General features: G+C 62.8%; 18 protein-coding genes and 1 tRNA gene. 12 read left to right on the forward strand and 7 right to left on the reverse strand.

The window, feature by feature from the left end; translation table 11 throughout:
• Positions 1 to 158: 158 nt before the first annotated feature.
• Complete coding sequence (locus AC1PLR_RS11285) at positions 159 to 872, reverse strand: DUF2306 domain-containing protein (RefSeq protein WP_481101033.1); 714 nt, start codon at positions 870 to 872, stop codon at positions 159 to 161.
• 114 nt (positions 873 to 986) lie between these two features.
• On the opposite strand from AC1PLR_RS11285, the gene AC1PLR_RS11290 reads away from it, so the two are divergent.
• The 4 genes from AC1PLR_RS11290 to AC1PLR_RS11305 all read left to right on the forward strand — a co-directional run bounded on the left by AC1PLR_RS11290 (position 987) and on the right by AC1PLR_RS11305 (position 5,616).
• Positions 987 to 1,907 (forward strand): AraC family transcriptional regulator, encoded by a 921-nt coding sequence (locus tag AC1PLR_RS11290; protein WP_481101034.1) that lies wholly within the window; start codon positions 987 to 989, stop codon positions 1,905 to 1,907.
• 433 nt (positions 1,908 to 2,340) lie between these two features.
• On the forward strand, positions 2,341 to 3,582 hold the full coding sequence (locus tag AC1PLR_RS11295) for a tyrosine-type recombinase/integrase (protein ID WP_481101035.1): 1,242 nt from the start codon (positions 2,341 to 2,343) through the stop codon (positions 3,580 to 3,582).
• A gap of 212 nt (positions 3,583 to 3,794) precedes the next feature.
• Positions 3,795 to 4,040: a helix-turn-helix domain-containing protein gene (locus AC1PLR_RS11300; protein ID WP_481101036.1), complete on the forward strand. Its 246-nt coding sequence runs from the start codon at positions 3,795 to 3,797 to the stop codon at positions 4,038 to 4,040.
• 130 nt (positions 4,041 to 4,170) lie between these two features.
• On the forward strand, positions 4,171 to 5,616 hold the full coding sequence (locus AC1PLR_RS11305) for an AAA family ATPase (RefSeq protein WP_481101037.1): 1,446 nt from the start codon (positions 4,171 to 4,173) through the stop codon (positions 5,614 to 5,616).
• Between the two features lie 91 nt (positions 5,617 to 5,707).
• On the opposite strand, the gene AC1PLR_RS11310 is transcribed toward AC1PLR_RS11305, so the two are convergent.
• Complete coding sequence (locus AC1PLR_RS11310; protein ID WP_481101038.1) at positions 5,708 to 6,142, reverse strand: hypothetical protein; 435 nt, start codon at positions 6,140 to 6,142, stop codon at positions 5,708 to 5,710.
• Between the two features lie 250 nt (positions 6,143 to 6,392).
• On the opposite strand from AC1PLR_RS11310, the gene AC1PLR_RS11315 reads away from it, so the two are divergent.
• The 6 genes from AC1PLR_RS11315 to AC1PLR_RS11340 all read left to right on the forward strand — a co-directional run bounded on the left by AC1PLR_RS11315 (position 6,393) and on the right by AC1PLR_RS11340 (position 9,362).
• Positions 6,393 to 7,109 carry a hypothetical protein gene (locus AC1PLR_RS11315; protein WP_481101039.1) on the forward strand — a complete coding sequence of 239 codons (717 nt, stop codon included), beginning with the start codon at positions 6,393 to 6,395 and terminating at the stop codon, positions 7,107 to 7,109.
• Positions 7,110 to 7,145: 36 nt separating this feature from the next.
• Positions 7,146 to 7,613: a DUF5681 domain-containing protein gene (locus tag AC1PLR_RS11320; RefSeq protein ID WP_481101040.1), complete on the forward strand. Its 468-nt coding sequence runs from the start codon at positions 7,146 to 7,148 to the stop codon at positions 7,611 to 7,613.
• A complete protein-coding gene (locus tag AC1PLR_RS11325; RefSeq protein ID WP_481101041.1) occupies positions 7,610 to 7,822 on the forward strand; it encodes a hypothetical protein in 213 nt (70 codons plus the stop codon). The genes AC1PLR_RS11320 and AC1PLR_RS11325 overlap by 4 nt, the downstream gene beginning before the upstream one ends.
• Positions 7,819 to 7,998, forward strand: coding sequence for a hypothetical protein (locus AC1PLR_RS11330; RefSeq protein ID WP_023906213.1), 180 nt, complete (start codon positions 7,819 to 7,821; stop codon positions 7,996 to 7,998). The genes AC1PLR_RS11325 and AC1PLR_RS11330 overlap by 4 nt, the downstream gene beginning before the upstream one ends.
• Before the next feature lie 4 nt (positions 7,999 to 8,002).
• Entirely contained in the window at positions 8,003 to 8,230 is a 228-nt protein-coding gene (locus AC1PLR_RS11335) for a hypothetical protein (RefSeq protein WP_481101042.1), read from the forward strand.
• Positions 8,231 to 8,699: 469 nt separating this feature from the next.
• Complete coding sequence (locus tag AC1PLR_RS11340) at positions 8,700 to 9,362, forward strand: BglII/BstYI family type II restriction endonuclease (RefSeq protein WP_481101043.1); 663 nt, start codon at positions 8,700 to 8,702, stop codon at positions 9,360 to 9,362.
• Between the two features lie 32 nt (positions 9,363 to 9,394).
• Here AC1PLR_RS11340 and AC1PLR_RS11345 read toward each other — a convergent pair whose 3' ends face one another.
• The 4 genes from AC1PLR_RS11345 to serS all read right to left on the reverse strand — a co-directional run bounded on the left by AC1PLR_RS11345 (position 9,395) and on the right by serS (position 13,663).
• Complete coding sequence (locus tag AC1PLR_RS11345; RefSeq protein ID WP_481101044.1) at positions 9,395 to 10,501, reverse strand: DNA-methyltransferase; 1,107 nt, start codon at positions 10,499 to 10,501, stop codon at positions 9,395 to 9,397.
• 224 nt (positions 10,502 to 10,725) lie between these two features.
• Positions 10,726 to 10,813 (reverse strand) — tRNA-Ser (locus AC1PLR_RS11350).
• A 159-nt stretch (positions 10,814 to 10,972) separates the two neighbouring features.
• Complete coding sequence (locus AC1PLR_RS11355; RefSeq protein WP_010342573.1) at positions 10,973 to 11,962, reverse strand: LysR family transcriptional regulator; 990 nt, start codon at positions 11,960 to 11,962, stop codon at positions 10,973 to 10,975.
• A gap of 420 nt (positions 11,963 to 12,382) precedes the next feature.
• Positions 12,383 to 13,663: a serine--tRNA ligase gene (gene serS / locus AC1PLR_RS11360; RefSeq protein WP_481101045.1), complete on the reverse strand. Its 1,281-nt coding sequence runs from the start codon at positions 13,661 to 13,663 to the stop codon at positions 12,383 to 12,385.
• 131 nt (positions 13,664 to 13,794) lie between these two features.
• On the opposite strand from serS, the gene AC1PLR_RS11365 reads away from it, so the two are divergent.
• Both AC1PLR_RS11365 and AC1PLR_RS11370 read left to right on the forward strand, forming a co-directional pair.
• Complete coding sequence (locus tag AC1PLR_RS11365) at positions 13,795 to 14,451, forward strand: energy transducer TonB (RefSeq protein ID WP_481101046.1); 657 nt, start codon at positions 13,795 to 13,797, stop codon at positions 14,449 to 14,451.
• Between the two features lie 114 nt (positions 14,452 to 14,565).
• On the forward strand, positions 14,566 to 14,817 hold the full coding sequence (locus tag AC1PLR_RS11370) for a hypothetical protein (protein ID WP_420009720.1): 252 nt from the start codon (positions 14,566 to 14,568) through the stop codon (positions 14,815 to 14,817).
• Between the two features lie 70 nt (positions 14,818 to 14,887).
• Here AC1PLR_RS11370 and aroA read toward each other — a convergent pair whose 3' ends face one another.
• Positions 14,888 to 16,201: a 3-phosphoshikimate 1-carboxyvinyltransferase gene (gene aroA, locus AC1PLR_RS11375; RefSeq protein WP_481101047.1), complete on the reverse strand. Its 1,314-nt coding sequence runs from the start codon at positions 16,199 to 16,201 to the stop codon at positions 14,888 to 14,890.
• Positions 16,202 to 16,754 lie beyond the last annotated feature (553 nt).

Below are 16,754 nucleotides of genomic sequence, written 5' to 3' on the forward strand. Positions count from 1 at the left end.
AAGCTCGGCCGGACGGTAGCACCGGGTTGCGAAGACGTGCAACCCGCAACTGAAGAGAAACGGTATCCCGTCCGCACTGTAGATCCTACTTCCAGACCTCCTTGCAAATGCTCAAGCGAGAGACAAGGCGCTTATCGCGGATCCCGTGACGCGGGTGCCTATTCTGAGCGCTTGAAATCGGGGCTAACGTCATCTCGCCCGAGGGCCGATGGGTGCGCTTTCATCAGCCACTCGGCCACCAGAAGATTCGGTAGCCAGCATAACCAGGCAATCGCCCGATAGGCCACGACAAATTCGATGCCCAAGACAAACGTCGAAAAAGGCAGGTAAAGACGCAGCGTCACCGCAGACAGGGTCAAGGCGAACGAGCGGATCATCCAGCGCCGATGCTCAGCCAGCCGACCTGTCAGAACCTTGCGTAGCGCGATGGCCGTTGTCGCCATCCACGCGATTCCAAGCGTGCCGAACCCCGCGCCAGCGACAGGCCCGGTGGATATCCCGGCAGCAAGAAACAGGGAGGAGATGCCTCCGACCATGCAACTGGCGACATATACGCGTCCGGTCGCCCGATGCCACCCCGGGTGACGCAGACGAAGCCGGCGAACGAACTGGAGGGGCCCACAGAGCAGCGCCGTCGCGGCGCTGGTCGCGTGCACGATCAACCATGGATGCACGTGCCGGTTGGCTGCGACTCCAGGTGGCACGGGACCTCGGTCGAACAGATAGCGATAGGACACCAGGGCGACCATGCCGCTCAACAGAGCGAGCACGCCCCATGCATAGCCCGACCGTCTGGATTTCGCTGTCGTGCTTGCCTGCGACCGATACGCCGAATGCATCACGCTGCTCCCTGGAGTGACAAATGCGGCCATGGGCCGGACTTCAAGCCGCGGCATGTCCGCCACGTCCTTCAAGTGCAACACTATCGGTGCCGGGCAGCCGAGCCCATGTTCGATCGTCGAAACCTCTGTCGCTATCGTCCAGACATGACCGACCCGCTTTCCGACATCCTCACCCTCGTTCAGCTCGACTCGTATGGATTTCGAGGCTTGGACGCTGGGAGCGACTGGGGACTGCGTTTCCCACCAGCCGACGGGATCCGATGCTTCGCCATCGATTCGGGAGAATGCAGGATCGTGCTGCAGGACGCCCGCTCTCCTATCGCCTTGGAACCGGGTGATGTGATTCTTGTGCAAGGAGGAGCCGCCATGCAGCTGTATGCAGGCGCCCCCACGACGTGGCAGGACGCCATCTCGTTCCTGACACAGGTGCCGCCTGGCCACGTCGCTGAACTCAATGGCGGCGGGGTTTGTCGAGGCATCGGGGGTTTCTTTTCCTTGCGCGGCCAACATGCTGCGGCCATCCTGTCAGCGGTACCGCCGGTGGTCCACATTCGATCTCAAGATCACAAGGCAGCGCTTCAAGCCAGCGTACGGCGCCTCATCGTCGAACTGCGCGAACCTCGACCAGGTAGCGATCTGCTCGCTGGACACCTTGCGCAGGCGCTGTTGATCGAGGCCTTGCGCGCCCATCTGGAGACAGGCCAGCAGCAGATGGGATGGCTGGCCGCGCTCGGCGTGCCAGCACTGCATCGTGCCCTGACGGCCATGCACGCGAACGTCAGCCATCGGTGGACGGTCGCAGAATTGGCCGCCGCCGCACGGATGTCGCGCTCCAGCTTCGCCGCTCATTTCGAGCGCGTCACCGGCGAGACACCGATGGATTATCTGACCCGGTGGCGCATGGCCCTGGCGTCTCATCGTCTGCTGACGTCGACGCTCTCGGTCGGTGCGATCGGCATGTCTGTCGGTTATTCATCTGAAAGCGCGTTCGCGGTTGCATTCAAGCGCAACTTCGATGCATCCCCCAGCCAGTATCGCGCGCAATCGGTAGCGGCCAAGTTCTGACGTTGTGGGTGTCTTTAGGACGCAAACACTGAGGAGGTCTCACCGCACTAGATCAACGCAGGCGTCCCGCCCTTAGGCTTCGCATACGCCATCACGCCTTGACTGCCAGTGTGGCGGAGAGAGTGGGATTCGAACCCACGGAAGGTTTGACCCTTCGCCGGTTTTCAAGTTTCCCGGTCAACCGCTTTACCCCGCTTTAAGCAGCTATTGTAAGCCTTGCGTACCTTTACAGGTCAATGGGTTGCGTTCGCTTTTTGTTTTGTGGAACTTGTCGTAACTTTACCGCTGGCGCTTACGAACTGCTTATGAGCGCCTGAAAAGATGCGGCCGGCGACTGCGCCAACAGTCCCGACCGCGTGGTCAACTCCCTTGTGTACGAAGGAAGCCAACGTGACGATAGTAACCACAACCGCACCAGTCAGCGAGGCGCTATATGCCTAAGCTGACAAAGAACTACATCGACAAGATCACCGCACCCGCTGATAAGGAGGCGTTCCACTGGGACGACTCGCTCAAGGGGTTCGGCCTCCGGGTCACTCCTACCGGCAAGATCACCTATATCGTGCAGGGGCGCGTCAACGGCAGTTCGCCCCGTATCAGCATCGGCCCGCATGGAGTCTTCACCGTCGATCAAGCCCGTGATGTTGCCCGCGAGCACTTGCGCAGCATGCGCATGGGCATCGACCCGCGCGCCGTCGCCAAGAAGGAAGCAGCCCAGCGCGTGACCCTCCGCGACGTGGCCGACGCCTACAAGCGCGACCGCCCCTTGAAGGACAGCAGCAAGGCCGAGATTGAACGCCATGTGACCACAACCTTTGAGGCATGGCTCAAGAAGCCGCTTAGGGACATCAACCGCGAGATGGTCACGAAGCGGTTCAACGACATCAAGAACAAAGGCACGCGCGGCGATGGGCCAGCCCCCGCGCAGGCGAACCAGTCAATGGCAGTGCTTCGCGCCCTATTCAACTACGCGATCCGCGAATACCGCGAGCCGGACGGGTCGCCAGTTCTGACGGATAACCCCGTCGATGTGCTCTATAAGAAGTGGGTGCCGCTCAAGCCCCGCACCAGTCGCGTGCCGGATGCCAAGGTCGGCGCGGTGTGGTCATTCCTCACCCATGCCCGCGACCAAGCCTACAACCGAGACACGCTGGCAAGTATCGACCTCGTGATGCTGCTCCTTCTCACTGGCCTGAGAATCGGGGAATGTAGCGAACTGACATGGGATCGGGTCAATCTCGATGAAGGCTGGATTCACATCCCCGACCCAAAAAATTCCAATCCAGTCTGGTTGCCGTTGTCGTCGCAGGCTGTGCAACTGCTCAAGACGCGGCAGCGCGTCAAGGGTAGCCCGTTCGTGTTTTCGTCCTGGGGCAAGGCTGGGCACATCAAAGACCCGCGCGACACCATGAAGAAGGTAAGCGAGGCGGCAGGTACGAAGATCACGCCGCACGACCTGCGCCGCACCTTCACGACCATCGGCATCGCCAATTGCGGCATCGACTTGCACAAGGTCGAATTGCTAACGAACCATGTGCCCAAGGGCGTTACCGCGCGCCACTACCTTGAGACTTCGCACCTGCAATATCTCAAGCCTGAAACGCAGCGCATATCCGACTGGATCGAGCAGCAGGCAGCCGCATTGAACAACCGTTTAGAAGAATCAACGGTTTAATTTATCCAACATTGCCGCGTAAAGCCGTGTTAGGGTAGCGCCAACTAACTCGCATCCTAGTTCAAGCGTGATGCTGTCCCGGCCTCGGTCGGGTTGAACTGGAGAGAAGCTGCATGGGCAGCGGCGGGCATCAAAGTCTGGAAACAGGCTTGATCGCTCACCGACTGCCCATTTTCGTTTGTGGCGCGGTGGGCAGTCTGAGGACTCCGCCCATGCCCACACTTTCAGCGCTCAGCCCCGACCTGCTGACGAACGAAGAAGCTGCCGCACTGCTCGGCATCAAACCGAACACCCTTGAAATCTGGCGCACGAAGGGCAAAGGCCCGGAGTTCGTGAAACTCGGGCACACCAAGTCCGCGCCCATCCGCTACCTGCGCACCAAGATTTTCGAGTGGCTGGAGCGCCAATCCTTCGCCAGTACCAGCGCCTACGCGCCGAACGCCAAACAAGCTGTTTGACGGTCATGGCGACGAAAACCCAATGCAGCCGCGCAACTTGCCGACCCCGCACACCCGCTGATAAGCCCTGCGTAACGCCATCAAGAAAAAAGCTCGCGGGTCAGGCGAGCTTTGAAGAGGTACAACCGTGATGAACGAACACACTGTAGGACAGCCGCCGCAGGTCATACAAGATGAAATGCTGCTACTGCAAAACGCTGCGGGGGCGACGCTGCCACCGGGCCAAGGGGGTAGCATTGGCGGGGTGCCGATCTCGGCCCCAGCGCCCGCACAGCCGCCTGCATGGTTGCAGCAAGCCGCGGAGCGCAACCCGCATCTCACCCCCGAGGTAGCGCACGCTCAGGCAGAGGCCGAGCGTGTGAAGGGGCTGGCCGATTTCGCGCGCGAGTCGAACAAGGTCGAGGAAACGAAGCTCAAGCAAGAGGAGGTGAAGCTCAAGCGCGACATGCTCAAAAAGGGCTTGGGCATCGAAGACAGCGCGAGCGGTCCTCGCGCACTTGTCGGGCGCACGCTCGGCACCGTGCAGATGCGTGCCATCGACTGGCTATGGACTGGATGGATTCCGAAGGGGTACGTCACGCTTCTTGCAGGCGAGACCGGCGCGGGTAAATCGACGGTACTGGCGGACGTTACCGCGAGGGTCACCACAGGGGCGCCGTGGCCGGGCGAGTATGAACCGCGCCAGCCGGGCCGCGTCCTATGGCTCGGCAGCGAAGACAGCATCGAGGAAATGACTGCGCCGCGTCTGGTGGCGTGCGGCGGCAACCTAAATCACGTCATCGAGATTCAAGGCGTGACGCAGCAAGGGAAGCGCAACACCTTCTCGATGCAAGATGACCTTGGCGAGATTAGGCGCTGGCTGGCAGCCGCGAGGGATGAAGGGTTTCCATTCGCCATGCTCGTCATTGACCCCGTGACGAGCTACCTACCCGGGCAGAAGTTGCGCAAGGTTGATCTGAACGACGCGGGGCAACTCCGTACCGTCCTTGAGCCGTGGCTGGTGCTCGCGCAGGAGCACAACATCGCAATCGTCTGCGTGACGCACTTCGCCAAGGATACGACGCGCTCAATGCTGCATCGGGTTCTGGGTTCTGCCGCCTTTGCCCAGACGTGCCGGAGCCTGATCGCAATCATTAGTCGCGACGATGATGGCCCCCACGCCAAGGCAATGGTGCAGGTCAAAGTCAATCTGCCAGAGCATCCCGGCGGCGCGTGGAAGTTCAGCACGGTGAAAGTCGATATTGCGACTGACCCACGCAACGGCAAGACCATCAGCGCAACCCGCCCGAACTGGGAAGAGCTGGATGGCGCGCTGACTCCGCAAAGCATGGTGGGCAATGCGCGTGGCCCCGTCAGCAAGTACGAGGCGGCTTTTGGCATGTGGCTGAAGGCGCATTTCTTGACCACGCCTGCAACGCCGTGGCAGCCGATCAGCCAAGTGAAGCAAGCAGCGGCGTCCGCAAATGTTGTCTCTGAACGCTGGTGGAACGAACACAGCGGCAGCTACATGGACAAGCAGAACGTTGGAGGGATTTGGTACTGCCGCCCGAAAAATCTGTATGCAGAAACTACGTAATGTGGGGAATGTCCGTAGCGTGGGGCCAAGGTGGGGAATGTGGGCACAGGTGCCCCACCGACCACCATGGCCCCCACCTTACGGGGTTTCCTTACGCATGCGCGGGCGCGTTGTCGGCGGTCCGCCTGCTGATCCCGTTGAACTTGCGCCAAGCGTAGAACTCGCACGCCACGTTGTTCTCGTTCCAACCGTTCCCCGGCGCTGCCGCCTTCGCGTCCTTGATCGTGGCCGTGGGGTTCGCGTCCAGCCATACCCAGACGGCAGCGCACAGCCCGCCATCCTTTGGACGCTTCACGCCGTTCTGCTCGACACGCTCCACCTTTGGGGCTGCTGCCTTCTTCGGCTTGCCTGTGGGGACCACGGGCGCAGCCTCCGCAGCGGTTGCAGGTGCTTCCATCGCCTTCCAGCCGAAGCGTACTTCGTCGCCGTTTTTATGCACGGTGATCTCTACCAGTTCGGCGGGCACCCCTGCGGCAACACCAGCGCGGCGGGCGTTCTCGCGTTTCGTGTAGGTCTTGGCTTCCATGTCGTTGCTCCTGTGCGGGTTGTAGATGGGGCAACGCTAAGACGCATCTCCGAGACTCGGCAACGACTTTTTGGATGCACCCGACAGCGCCAGTGATGCCGAACGAATAACGCTGAATTACCTGTTCTTTGTTTGTTCTGGAACTGTAAGCCTTTGTATTAAATAATTATTCCTTGCGGAACTTCGCTGATATTTCCCAGCATGTAAGCAATGCGTACCAGTTACGCGCCTTTTATCAAGGAGTTTGCACATGCCCACGCCAATTGATGCACGAGTAACCCCCAGCCTCCATTCGGAGAATGTTCGCCAGCTTGACGGCTACAGCGACGACAGCGCGCCGTATCTCAGCCCCGTGATGGAAACGCTCGACGATGCCTATCTCACGCTGGGCAAGATTCACGATGCGCGCGACCACGCCAGCCGCAATCAGGCATGGACGCCGGAGCAGGCGGTGATTGCCGTATCCGATGCCGCCTACAAGCAACAGCAGCGCCTGCTGTCGAAGTTCGACAAGTTGTCCAAGACCCTCGATCAGCAGATCAAGTCGATGGACGAGATGCTGACCGGCCCCCTGCAACAGAAGGCAGGCATGGGCACGCTGAACACCGAGATTCGGAATCACGTCCGCGCTATGCCGACGGAGGAGCGCCAGAAGTTCTTGGAGGAGGCACTGGCTCGCAAGGATTTGACCTCGCTGACGGCGATTCTTGGAGGGCCGGGGTATCTTTCGGGGTTGATGGATGCCGAGGTTGCGCACTACACGCGCAAGCTCCACGAGATTCAGCATCCCGAGGTTGTTGGCCGTCTTACCGCCCTTCGCAGTGCCAAGGCTCACGTTGAAAAAGTCGGCCCGCTTGTGATGGGGCAGGTTGAGAAAGCGATGGGCAGTGATTGGGGGCGCGTCACCGCACTTCGTGAAGGCAACAGCAAGGCGCTTGCCGCGCTCAAGTTTGGCGACGGCCTGTAAATCCCTGTAATCAACAGGATGTCGAGGTAATCAAACATGGCGGAAACCGAAACGCCGGAATGGCTGAAAGCGCATCAAGAAGCCAACGCTTCGTCGGCAGGTCAGCGAGGCTGGTCACCCGGCCAGTCCGGCAATCCTCGGGGCAGGCCCGCAGGGTCACGCAACCGAAAGAATGTCATCGCTGACGAGTTTGCGAAGGAAGGCAGCGCGGTCGCTCGCGTGGTTATGGACGCCGCACTGCAAGGCGACATGCAAGCCGCGAACATGGTGCTGCAACGTCTGTCGCCTCCGCTCCGTGCCCGCGCTGAAAAGGTGACGTTTGAACTGACCCCGGATGCGCCGCTGCACGAGCAGGCCAATCAGGTGCTCGCATCGGTTGCAGAAGGCGCGATTGATCCAGAAACCGGAAAGATGCTGATCGACTGCATCCAGTCGGTCGCAGGCATCCGCGCCGTTGATGAACTGGAAGCGCGCCTTATCGCGCTGGAGGAAAAGAAACAATGAGCATTTTCGACACCGACAGCATTCCGCAGTGCGGCTGGGCGCGGCCAAAGATCGAACGCCCGATTAACACGCCACAGGGGCAAGCCGATCTCAAGCTGATCGTCAATGCCTGCTATGAGGCGATTTTGAAGTGCGACGACCCGGCAGTGCGCTATCAGGCCGCGCAACTGCTTCAAGCAATCGGCCCGATGAAAGGAACCCTGCAATGAAGAACGACAACCTCGACCACGAAAACCGCCCGGTCAAGTACGGCATCACGCCCGACGAACTTCGGCAGATTCAACAGCGTCGTATTGAGGCGCATGCAGCCCGCGAGACTAGCGACGCGCTGAACCTGCTCCGGGCGGTCAAGCTGGGCGCGGCATTGCGCGAGTCTCAGGACTAACCACATGAGCATCAGCAGCGCCAAAGGCATGCTCGCCCGCCTCAAGCACTTGGAGCGCTCGCAAGGTGCCAGCGACGAAATGCGGGGCTGGGTCAGTGACATGCTCAGCACTGCCATTGCTGACGGTCGCATGTGCCCCGTTGATGGCCCTGTGGTGCGGCACTGCCTGCTGAACTGGATCGATGACGACACCGCACGCGCCGGGACTGCCGGTTGGGGCTTGCTGCGATGAGACCGAGCAACGCTGCCTTCCGCCCTGATCGTCGTCAGTGGTAGGCGGTGCACGGGTTAAGAAGGCCGGGCCGAGGTCAAGCACACCGACCCTCGTTAATCGATCGGGTGCAGCAGCGGGATGGGGCCACTCTTACCTGTCTGACGCTGCCTTCAAGCCCCTGCCGGTGCCCATGACCTGCGGGGGCTTGTCGTTTGTGCGGCTGCGCGAGCGCTGCGGGCGGCTGGGGCGACGATCACCACACTGCCGCCGCTAGGGTACTGGCGAGCATGGCACGCGGCCTGTAGCGGCGCGCATGCCAGCGGGCAAGGAACAGCAAACACGGAGTTATTCGGGCTTGTCCGCCAAAGGCTTACACCTTCTATGCACAGCTAAACTGTAGCCTATTGACATAAGCACTTCGTAAGCTCTGGCGTGTGACAACCCCCTCAATTATCATCCTCTTGTAGACAACAAGAGGGGGAAATGGATGCTGATCGGGTTTCAGGACTACAACGGTGCAGGGCAGCTAATTGCAACCACATATCAGCAGGAGTGGGCAGAACTGGAGCAGGTTCTGATGGCAATGCCATTGCATCTGAAAGCCTCTGACGAGGCTGGAATTCAAGGCTCGCCTATCTTTGATCCGATTGGAACAAACCAAGCCATCCTGGACGGATTGGTTCCGTTGCAATGGCGGGCCAAAGTTCCAATTCTTCCGCCGTTCAATGTGATGGGCAAGGACATTGATTTCGCCAAGAATGGCATCCTTGTGGAAGTTCAGTTTTCAAACTACCCATTTGTCATCAATAACGTTCTGCGCTCTGAGATGTTTCATAACGCGCAGACCGTATTTCATCAGCAGCCTACGGGCCTGCTTATCGTGGTGACCAAAGCCAAGGTTTTTCCTGCATCCCAAAGCACGCTTTACTACGAACAAGCGAAGAGCCACTTAGACCAATTGGTGGGTCTGAATGCGTTCAAAGTTCCAGTGAGACTCGTCGCTCTCGGCGCTAACGCGCCTAGTCAGACCCAAGCTATATGGACGCAGTACGCCGCTAATAGAACCTCTCGTACGGTTGTGCAGCAGGTGTCGAGAACGTTCAATATCAGCGCCCCTGCACCAAGAAGTGGGCGTGCAACCATCACGTAGAGTGATAAAAAAGGCACCCGTAGGTGCCTTTTTTATCGTTCATCGAACAACGGAAGCGGTGCAGGAGACAGCACCTCGCGCAATGGCTTAGTCGATTTTCCGTTGAGATCCTTCGCCTCGGGGATTGGTCTTCCTGCGATCTTGGCTTCGAAAGCGTCAGCTTCGTATTGCAGGCGCTCCGTCAGTTGCTCAGCATGGTATTCCTCGGGGTATATCTTCGCTTTGCTGCCGTCAGAGGCCACCTTGCCAACTTGGACATCGAAGCGGAATTTCTCGATGGACTCACCCGTCCGGGCCACATAGGCCCGCAGCGTCTTGAGGTTTGGGAAGTAGCCTCGCTCGTCGGGCAGGCCGATAAGTCGGCGCAATGCAACAGCGTGGTAACCCGCGTCTAGCTCTGCGCCGACGTAGTGCCTGCCGTGATCTCGTGCGACCACGGCTGTGGTTCCGGTGCCCATGTAAGGATCTAGCACCACACCGCCTTCTGGCGTCGTTGCGAGAACGATGCGAGCAATCAACCCCTCTGGGAACTGCGCAGGGTGGATGGTCTGTTCCTCGTGGTTATGCTTCACGTTCTGGAAGACCCACACGTCACCGGGATTCTTACCTTCTGGGTTGCAGGACAGTTCGCCCTTGTTGTCACCACGGTGAGACTTCTTGTTCTGCCACTTCTGTGGCACACGTATGGCGTCGAGGTCGAAGAAAAACTCTTCGCCTTTAGTGAACCATAGAATAGTCTCATGCCTTCCTGAGAATTTTTTCTTGGCATGAAGACCATGCTGACGAACCCACACGATGCGGTTACGCGGTAGCATCCCTAGGTCTTCGAGGATGGGAAAGAACTTCACGTCCAGCGGCACGAGCGTGCCCTTGTGCGAGAAGGAGCCCACCTGCCAAAAGATCGAGCCTGTGGGTTTCAGCACGCGATGACACTCTCTCAGCACAGCTCGCTGATCGTCTAGATAGTGCTCCAGCTCCCGCTTCGCTTCGTACTCTTTGCCGATGTTGTAAGGCGGTGAGGAAACGACGAGATCGACCGACTCGCTGGGCAGGGATCGCAGCAGCTCAAGGCAATCGCCGTTGACGATTTGATCTAGTGACATAAGTACATCCTTCCGCGACGGTTCCTGCTCGTTCATCAATTCTCGATTTTCTGTTGACTGCTCTAGCTATGGTACTGACCTTGCCGAGCTTGGCCTAGGAGGCGGCCGCATGAACCATGCCTTCGCTCCACGATCAGTTACGGTGTGCTTACGGGGCGCGTTTGCCCTGAAACAAAGAAGGCCCCCAAGTTGGGAGCCTTCTCCGTCGCCCTTACAAGCCCTTGCGCGTTTTCAAAAATGCGCTAAGTGCTTGTTTTTATTGGCGGAAGCGGTGAGATTCGAACTCACGGATGGTCGCCCATCGCCGGTTTTCAAGACCGGTGCATTCAACCGCTCTGCCACGCTTCCAAATTCTAGTTACAACTGTTTTCAAGACCGGTGCCTTAAACCGCTCGGCCATCTCTCCGTTTGCGAACGCGGCGGTAACCAACAACCACCGGCACAGGCGCGCATTTTCGCACGCCCGCGTCGGTTTTGCTCGACCGACCTGCTCGGCCGGCGTCGCGATCAACCCGCCTCGACCGCCATCGCGCCCAGGGTCGAGTGCCGCGCCTTGGTGCGCTCGGGGCAGTTGCCGCCGCAGTCCAGACGCGAGGCTTCGATCTGGCGCGGCAGGTGTTCGGCGAGGAAGTCGATGAACACGCGCACCGCCGGCAGCAGGCCGCGGCGCGAGGCGAACACGGCATGGCAGATGCCCTGCGGCAGCGACCATTCCGGCAGCACCACTTCCAGTTCGCCGTTGCGCACGGCTTCGGCGCAGACGGTCTCGGGCAGCAGGGTGATGCCGAAGCCGTCCTTGACCATCGACTGCAGCAGCGGGAAATCGAAGCCGGCCACGCGCGGCTGCAGGTCGACGCGGCGCACTTCGCCGGCCGGGCCGTGCAGTTCCCAGCGCTGCCGCGCCTCGTCCTCGCTGATGCTGAGGGTGACGTGCGAGGTCAGTTCCTCGGGATCCTTGGGGCGGCCGGCGCGGTCCAGGTACTTGGGGCTGGCGACCAGCAGTTCCTGCACCTGGCCGAAGCTGCGCATCACCAGGCTGCCGTCGTCGTCCAGGCGCGAGCGCACGCGCAGGGCGACGTCGTAGCCTTCGTTGATGATGTCGACGCGGCGGTTGCTGATGTTCAACTGCAGCCGCACCTTGGGGTACTGGTCGAGGAACATCGGCAGCAGCTTGGGCAGCTGCATCTGCGCCAGCGACACCGGCACGCTGACCCGCACCAGCCCGCGCGGCTCGGCGCTGAGCCGGTCGACGACTTCGCGCGCGGCCTGCGCCTCGGCCAGCATGGTCTGGGCGTGGCGATGCACGCTCATGCCCAGGTCGGTGACGGCGAAACGGCGCGTGGAGCGCTGCAGCAGACGCACGCCCAGATCGCTCTCCAGCTGGCTGATGCGGCGGCTCAGGCGCGACTTGGGGATGCCCAGGGCGCGTTCGGCGGCGGCGAAGCCGCCGTGGTCGACCACCATGGCGAAGTAGTACAGATCGTTGAGGTCGTGCATGTTCTTTCGATATTTAGAACGATGGGGACAATCGGATCCGATTCATTCTACTCCTACAACGATTTGCGCTGCAGGACGCCGGTCGCGCTCGCTCGGTGGCTCAGGCACGGAGGTAGACGCGCGCATCGTAACCCTGACCGGGCTAGCGCAAAGTGACGGATCAGGGCGTTTGGCGCACGCGGAACGCCGTTTGCGGCGAGTGCGGCGAGTGCGGCGGGTGCGGCGGGTGCGGCGGGTGCGGCAGCAAGGAATACCTGCGGATGCCCTGCCCTGCCCGGGCCCAGTCGAGGACATGAGGACGCAGTCGGGAGCCGACTGCATCGCGGCAGCTCGCCTGCAACACGCAGTCGCGCAAGACGCGTCGCCGCAACCACGACAACGCTAGGATCGCCCGGGACCAACGCCCCGGGCTGGCGGCAATCAGCCGATCCGCTCGGCCCCGCCCATGTACGGGCGCAGCGCGTCGGGCACGGTGATCGAGCCGTCGGCGTTCTGGTAGTTCTCCATCACCGCGATCATGGCGCGGCCGACCGCGGTGCCGGAGCCGTTGAGCGTGTGCAGCAGTTCGGGCTTGCCGGTGGCCGGGTTGCGCCAGCGCGCCTGCATGCGCCGCGCCTGGAAATCGCCGCAGTTGGAGCAGGAGGAGATCTCGCGATAGGTCTGCTGCGAGGGCAGCCAGACTTCCAGGTCGTAGGTCTTGCTGGCGGAGAAGCCCATGTCGCCGGTGCACAGCAGCATCTTGCGGTACGGCAGGCCCAGCGTTTCCAGCACCACTTCGGCGCAGCGGGTCATGCGCTCGTGTTCGGCGGCGCTATCTTCCGGGCGGCACACGCTGACCAGTTCCACCTTCTCGAACTGGTGCTGGCGGATCATGCCGCGGGTGTCGCGGCCGCCGCTGCCGGCCTCGGAGCGGAAGCACAGCGAGTGCGCGGTCATGCGCAGCGGCAGGCGCTCGGCCTCGACGATCTCGTCGCGCACCAGGTTGGTCAGCGAGATCTCCGAGGTGGAGATCAGGTAGCGCTTCTGTTCGCCCAGCGCGGTGGCGAACATGTCTTCCTCGAACTTCGGCAACTGGCCGGTGCCGTACAGGCTGTCGGCGTTGACGATCACCGGCACGTTGGTTTCCTGGTAGGCGTGCGGGCCGGTGTGCAGGTCCAGCATGAACTGCGCCAGGGCGCGGTGCAGGCGCGCGATCGGCCCGCGCAGCACGGTGAAGCGCGCGCCCGACAGCTTGGCCGCCGACTCGCCGTCCAGCCAGCCGTGGCGCGCGCCGAGTTCGACGTGGTCCTTGACCTCGAACTCGAAGCTGCGCGGGCTGCCCCAGCGCTGCAGTTCGACGTTGTCGGCTTCGTCCTTGCCCACGGGCACGTCGGCCTGCGGCAGGTTGGGAATCTCCAGCGCCAGCGTCTCCAGTTGCGCGCGGATCTCGTCCAGGCGCTGCTCGGAGGCCTTCAGCTCGTCGCCGAAGCCGGCCACTTCGGCCATCAGCGCGCTCGCGTCCTCGCCCTTGGCCTTGGCCTGGCCGATCGCCTTGGAGCGGCTGTTGCGTAGGCTCTGCAGTTCCTGGGTCCGCACCTGGATGCGCTTGCGGTCGGCCTCCAGGGCCTCCAGGGCGGCCACGTCGAGCGCATAGCCGCGGCTGGTGCGCAGGCGCTCGGCGAGGTCGGCGGGCTGTTGGCGAAGCAGAGCGGGATCGAGCATGGGCGCGGGGTGCCAGGGGAACGAACCCCGGATTATCGCCTGTCCGCCGCGGTTTTGCCGACCCGCGCCCGCCGCGGCGCGCGATTCACCGCGGCTATGCCAGAATCGGGCGGTTCCCCACGGTGAGCCTCATGTCCACGTCGCCCTCGTCTTCCAAGCCCGGCATCGTGCTGCATCTGCCGCGGCGCCTGCTCGCGATCGTCGGCATCGCCTTCGTCGCCGGCCTGCTGCTGTTCCTGGTGGTGTGGCTGGTCGGACGCAAGGACAACGATTTCTACAAGCCGCAGCCGGCGCAGCAGGTGCAGCAGGACACCGAACAGGTGAAGCCGCTGCCCGAGCCTCTGCCCGCCGGCAGCGCCGCCAGCAGCATGCCGCAGGCCAAGGCGGCGCCCGCCGGGGACGCACCGAAGCTGGTGGAGACCGCGCCGACCCCGCCGCCGACCACCGAAGCACCGGCTCCTGCCGCAGGCAGCGATGGCGCCGGCAGCACGGCCACCGCGCTGGCCCCGGGCGACCGCCCGGTGCCGCTGGAAGGACAGACCCCACCGCCGCGCTATCCGCCGGCGGCGCTGCGCCGCGGCGATGCCGGCACCGTGGTGGTGCGGGTCGAGGTCGATGCCAGCGGCGCGCCTGCCGGCGTGGCCCTGGTGAGGCGCAGCGGCTCGCGCGACCTGGACCGCGCGGCGATGGAAACCGTGCGCCGCTGGAAGTTCCGCCCGGCGCAGCAGAACGGCCGCGCGGTGCCGGCCAGCATCGAGATCCCATTCGACTTCAAGCCAGGACCGTAACCGAATAACTGAACCGCCGCCCGGTTGCGCCGGCGGCGTTCACATGGGGGTGACACTGCAGGTACGGGTCCTGGGCGACACTGGCGCCGCACCCACGGCACCGGAGTTGCCGCCATGCCCACCCCCTACAAGTCGACACAGCCGATCCATGCGTGGAAGCGTTCTTCCGCGCGGCCGGCTGACCGCGGGGAGCAGCATGCGCGCGCCGACCGCGGCTCGCCCTGGGCGTGGATGGTGGTGATCGCCCTGGCGCTGGCCGTCGCCGGCTGGTGGCTGGCGCTGGATCGCGACGACGACGGCAGTGACTACCAAGCCTCGTCATCCACGCCTGCCAAGGATCCGCCGCGTCCACAGCCCACGCACTGATTCCCGACTTCCCGACGTACTTCTTTCTTCCACCGGCCGCGCTCGTACGCGGCCGATGTTGTTTGCTCGCTCAGGCGGTGCGTAACCCGAATCCAGCGCCGCGCGCCAGGCTATCGAAACCCGGGAACGAGGTCGCCACGTTTGCGACGTCCTGGATCCGCACCTCGCCCTGCGCCAATTGCCCGGCAATGGCGAAGGCCATGGCGATGCGATGGTCGCCGTGGCTCTCGATGGTCCCGGCGCCCAGCGTGCCGCCGTGGATGGTGGCGCCATCCGGGGTTTCGTCGACGACGATGCCCAGGCTGCGCAGCCCGGTGGCCATCGCCGCCAGGCGGTCCGACTCCTTGACCCGCAGCTCCGCCGCGCCGCTGACCACGGTCTGGCCGTCGGCGGCGGCGGCGGCCACGAACAGCGCCGGGAACTCGTCGATCATGTCCGGCACCACGTCCTCCGGAATCCGTGCACCGCGCAGCGGCGCGTAGCGCACCCGCAGATCGGCCACCGGCTCGCCGCCGTGCTCGCTGTGGTTGTGCTCGACGATGTCCGCGCCCATCAGCCGCAACGCGGCGAGCAGGCCAGTGCGGCGCGGATTGAGTCCGACCGCCTTCAGGGTGATGTCCGAGCCGGGAATGATGCTGGCGGCGACGATGAAGAAGGCAGCCGAGGAGAAGTCCGCCGGCACCGCGATGTCGGTGGCGCGCAGGCGCTGACCGCCGCGCAGCCGCGCCTGGCCGGGCGCGAACTCGATCTCCACGCCGAACGCGGACAACATGCGCTCGGTGTAGTCGCGGGTCGGATGCGGCTCCTGCACCGAGGTGACGCCCTCGGCATACAGGCCGGCCAGCAGCACCGCCGACTTGACCTGGGCACTGGCCACCGGCGAGACGAAGTCGATGCCGCGCAGCGGCTGCCCGCCGTGGATGCGCAGCGGCGGCACGCCATTGGCCTCGGTGTCGATGCGCGCGCCCATCAGCGCCAGCGGCTCGGTCACCCGCCGCATCGGCCGCTTGGACAGCGACGCATCGCCGACCAGCACGCTGTCGAATGGCTGCGCCGCGAGCAGTCCTGCAAGCAGGCGCATGCCGGTGCCGGCATTGCCGCAATCCAGCTCACCCTGCGGCGCCTGCAGCCCATCCACGCCCACGCCATGCACGATGCGCTGCGACGGCGACGGCGTCTCGATCCGCACCCCGAGCCGCGCGAAGATCGCCGCCGTCGAACGCGTGTCCTCGCCCTCGAGAAACCCCTCGATCCGCGACGTCCCATCGGCCAACGCCGCGAACATCACCGCCCGGTGCGACACCGACTTGTCCCCCGGCACCGTCAGCGTGCCCTGCAGCGCAGTGCCGCGCGTTGCGATCCAGCCTTGCTCGTTGCTCATCATCGTTCCTGAAAGTCCAACCACCCGAATATCCATCGCCACCCAGCGACACTGGTGCCGCTACCGCGTGCTTGCGCTACCGCGACGACGCCTAAACCCAGTCCACCACCGACACCGCCAACGCTGTTGCTGGTGCTGGTGTTCCTGCTTTTGCCGTTGTCCCGGCTTTTGCTATTGCTCTCAATCCCCCGTGAGGGCTGGCGGACACGGCGGGTAAAACCCCGTGAGGGGCGACGCGCAGGATGCGCGTCGTTTTCGGCAGGCACATGGATGTGCCTTCCGAAAATTCCCGACGTGACCGCGGACCCCGCGCGCAGCGCGGGGCAGCCCGCCCGGGTGTGCTTTCTTTTGGTTACTTTTCTTTGCACAAGCAAAGAAAAGTAACTCGCGCGTCAGCGCGAAAGCTGTTGCGGTTAGCTGTTGCAGTCAAAGCTGTTGCTGTTGAAAAAAGAGTTCATTTCCCCGAGAACGCCCCGTCGCGGCTGAAGCCGCTCCTACAACAGATGCACATCTCCTCGTAACCAAAGCAGCCCGCGACGACAGGGCCGACACAACC

The organism is Xanthomonas sp. NCPPB 3570 (assembly GCF_056725115.1).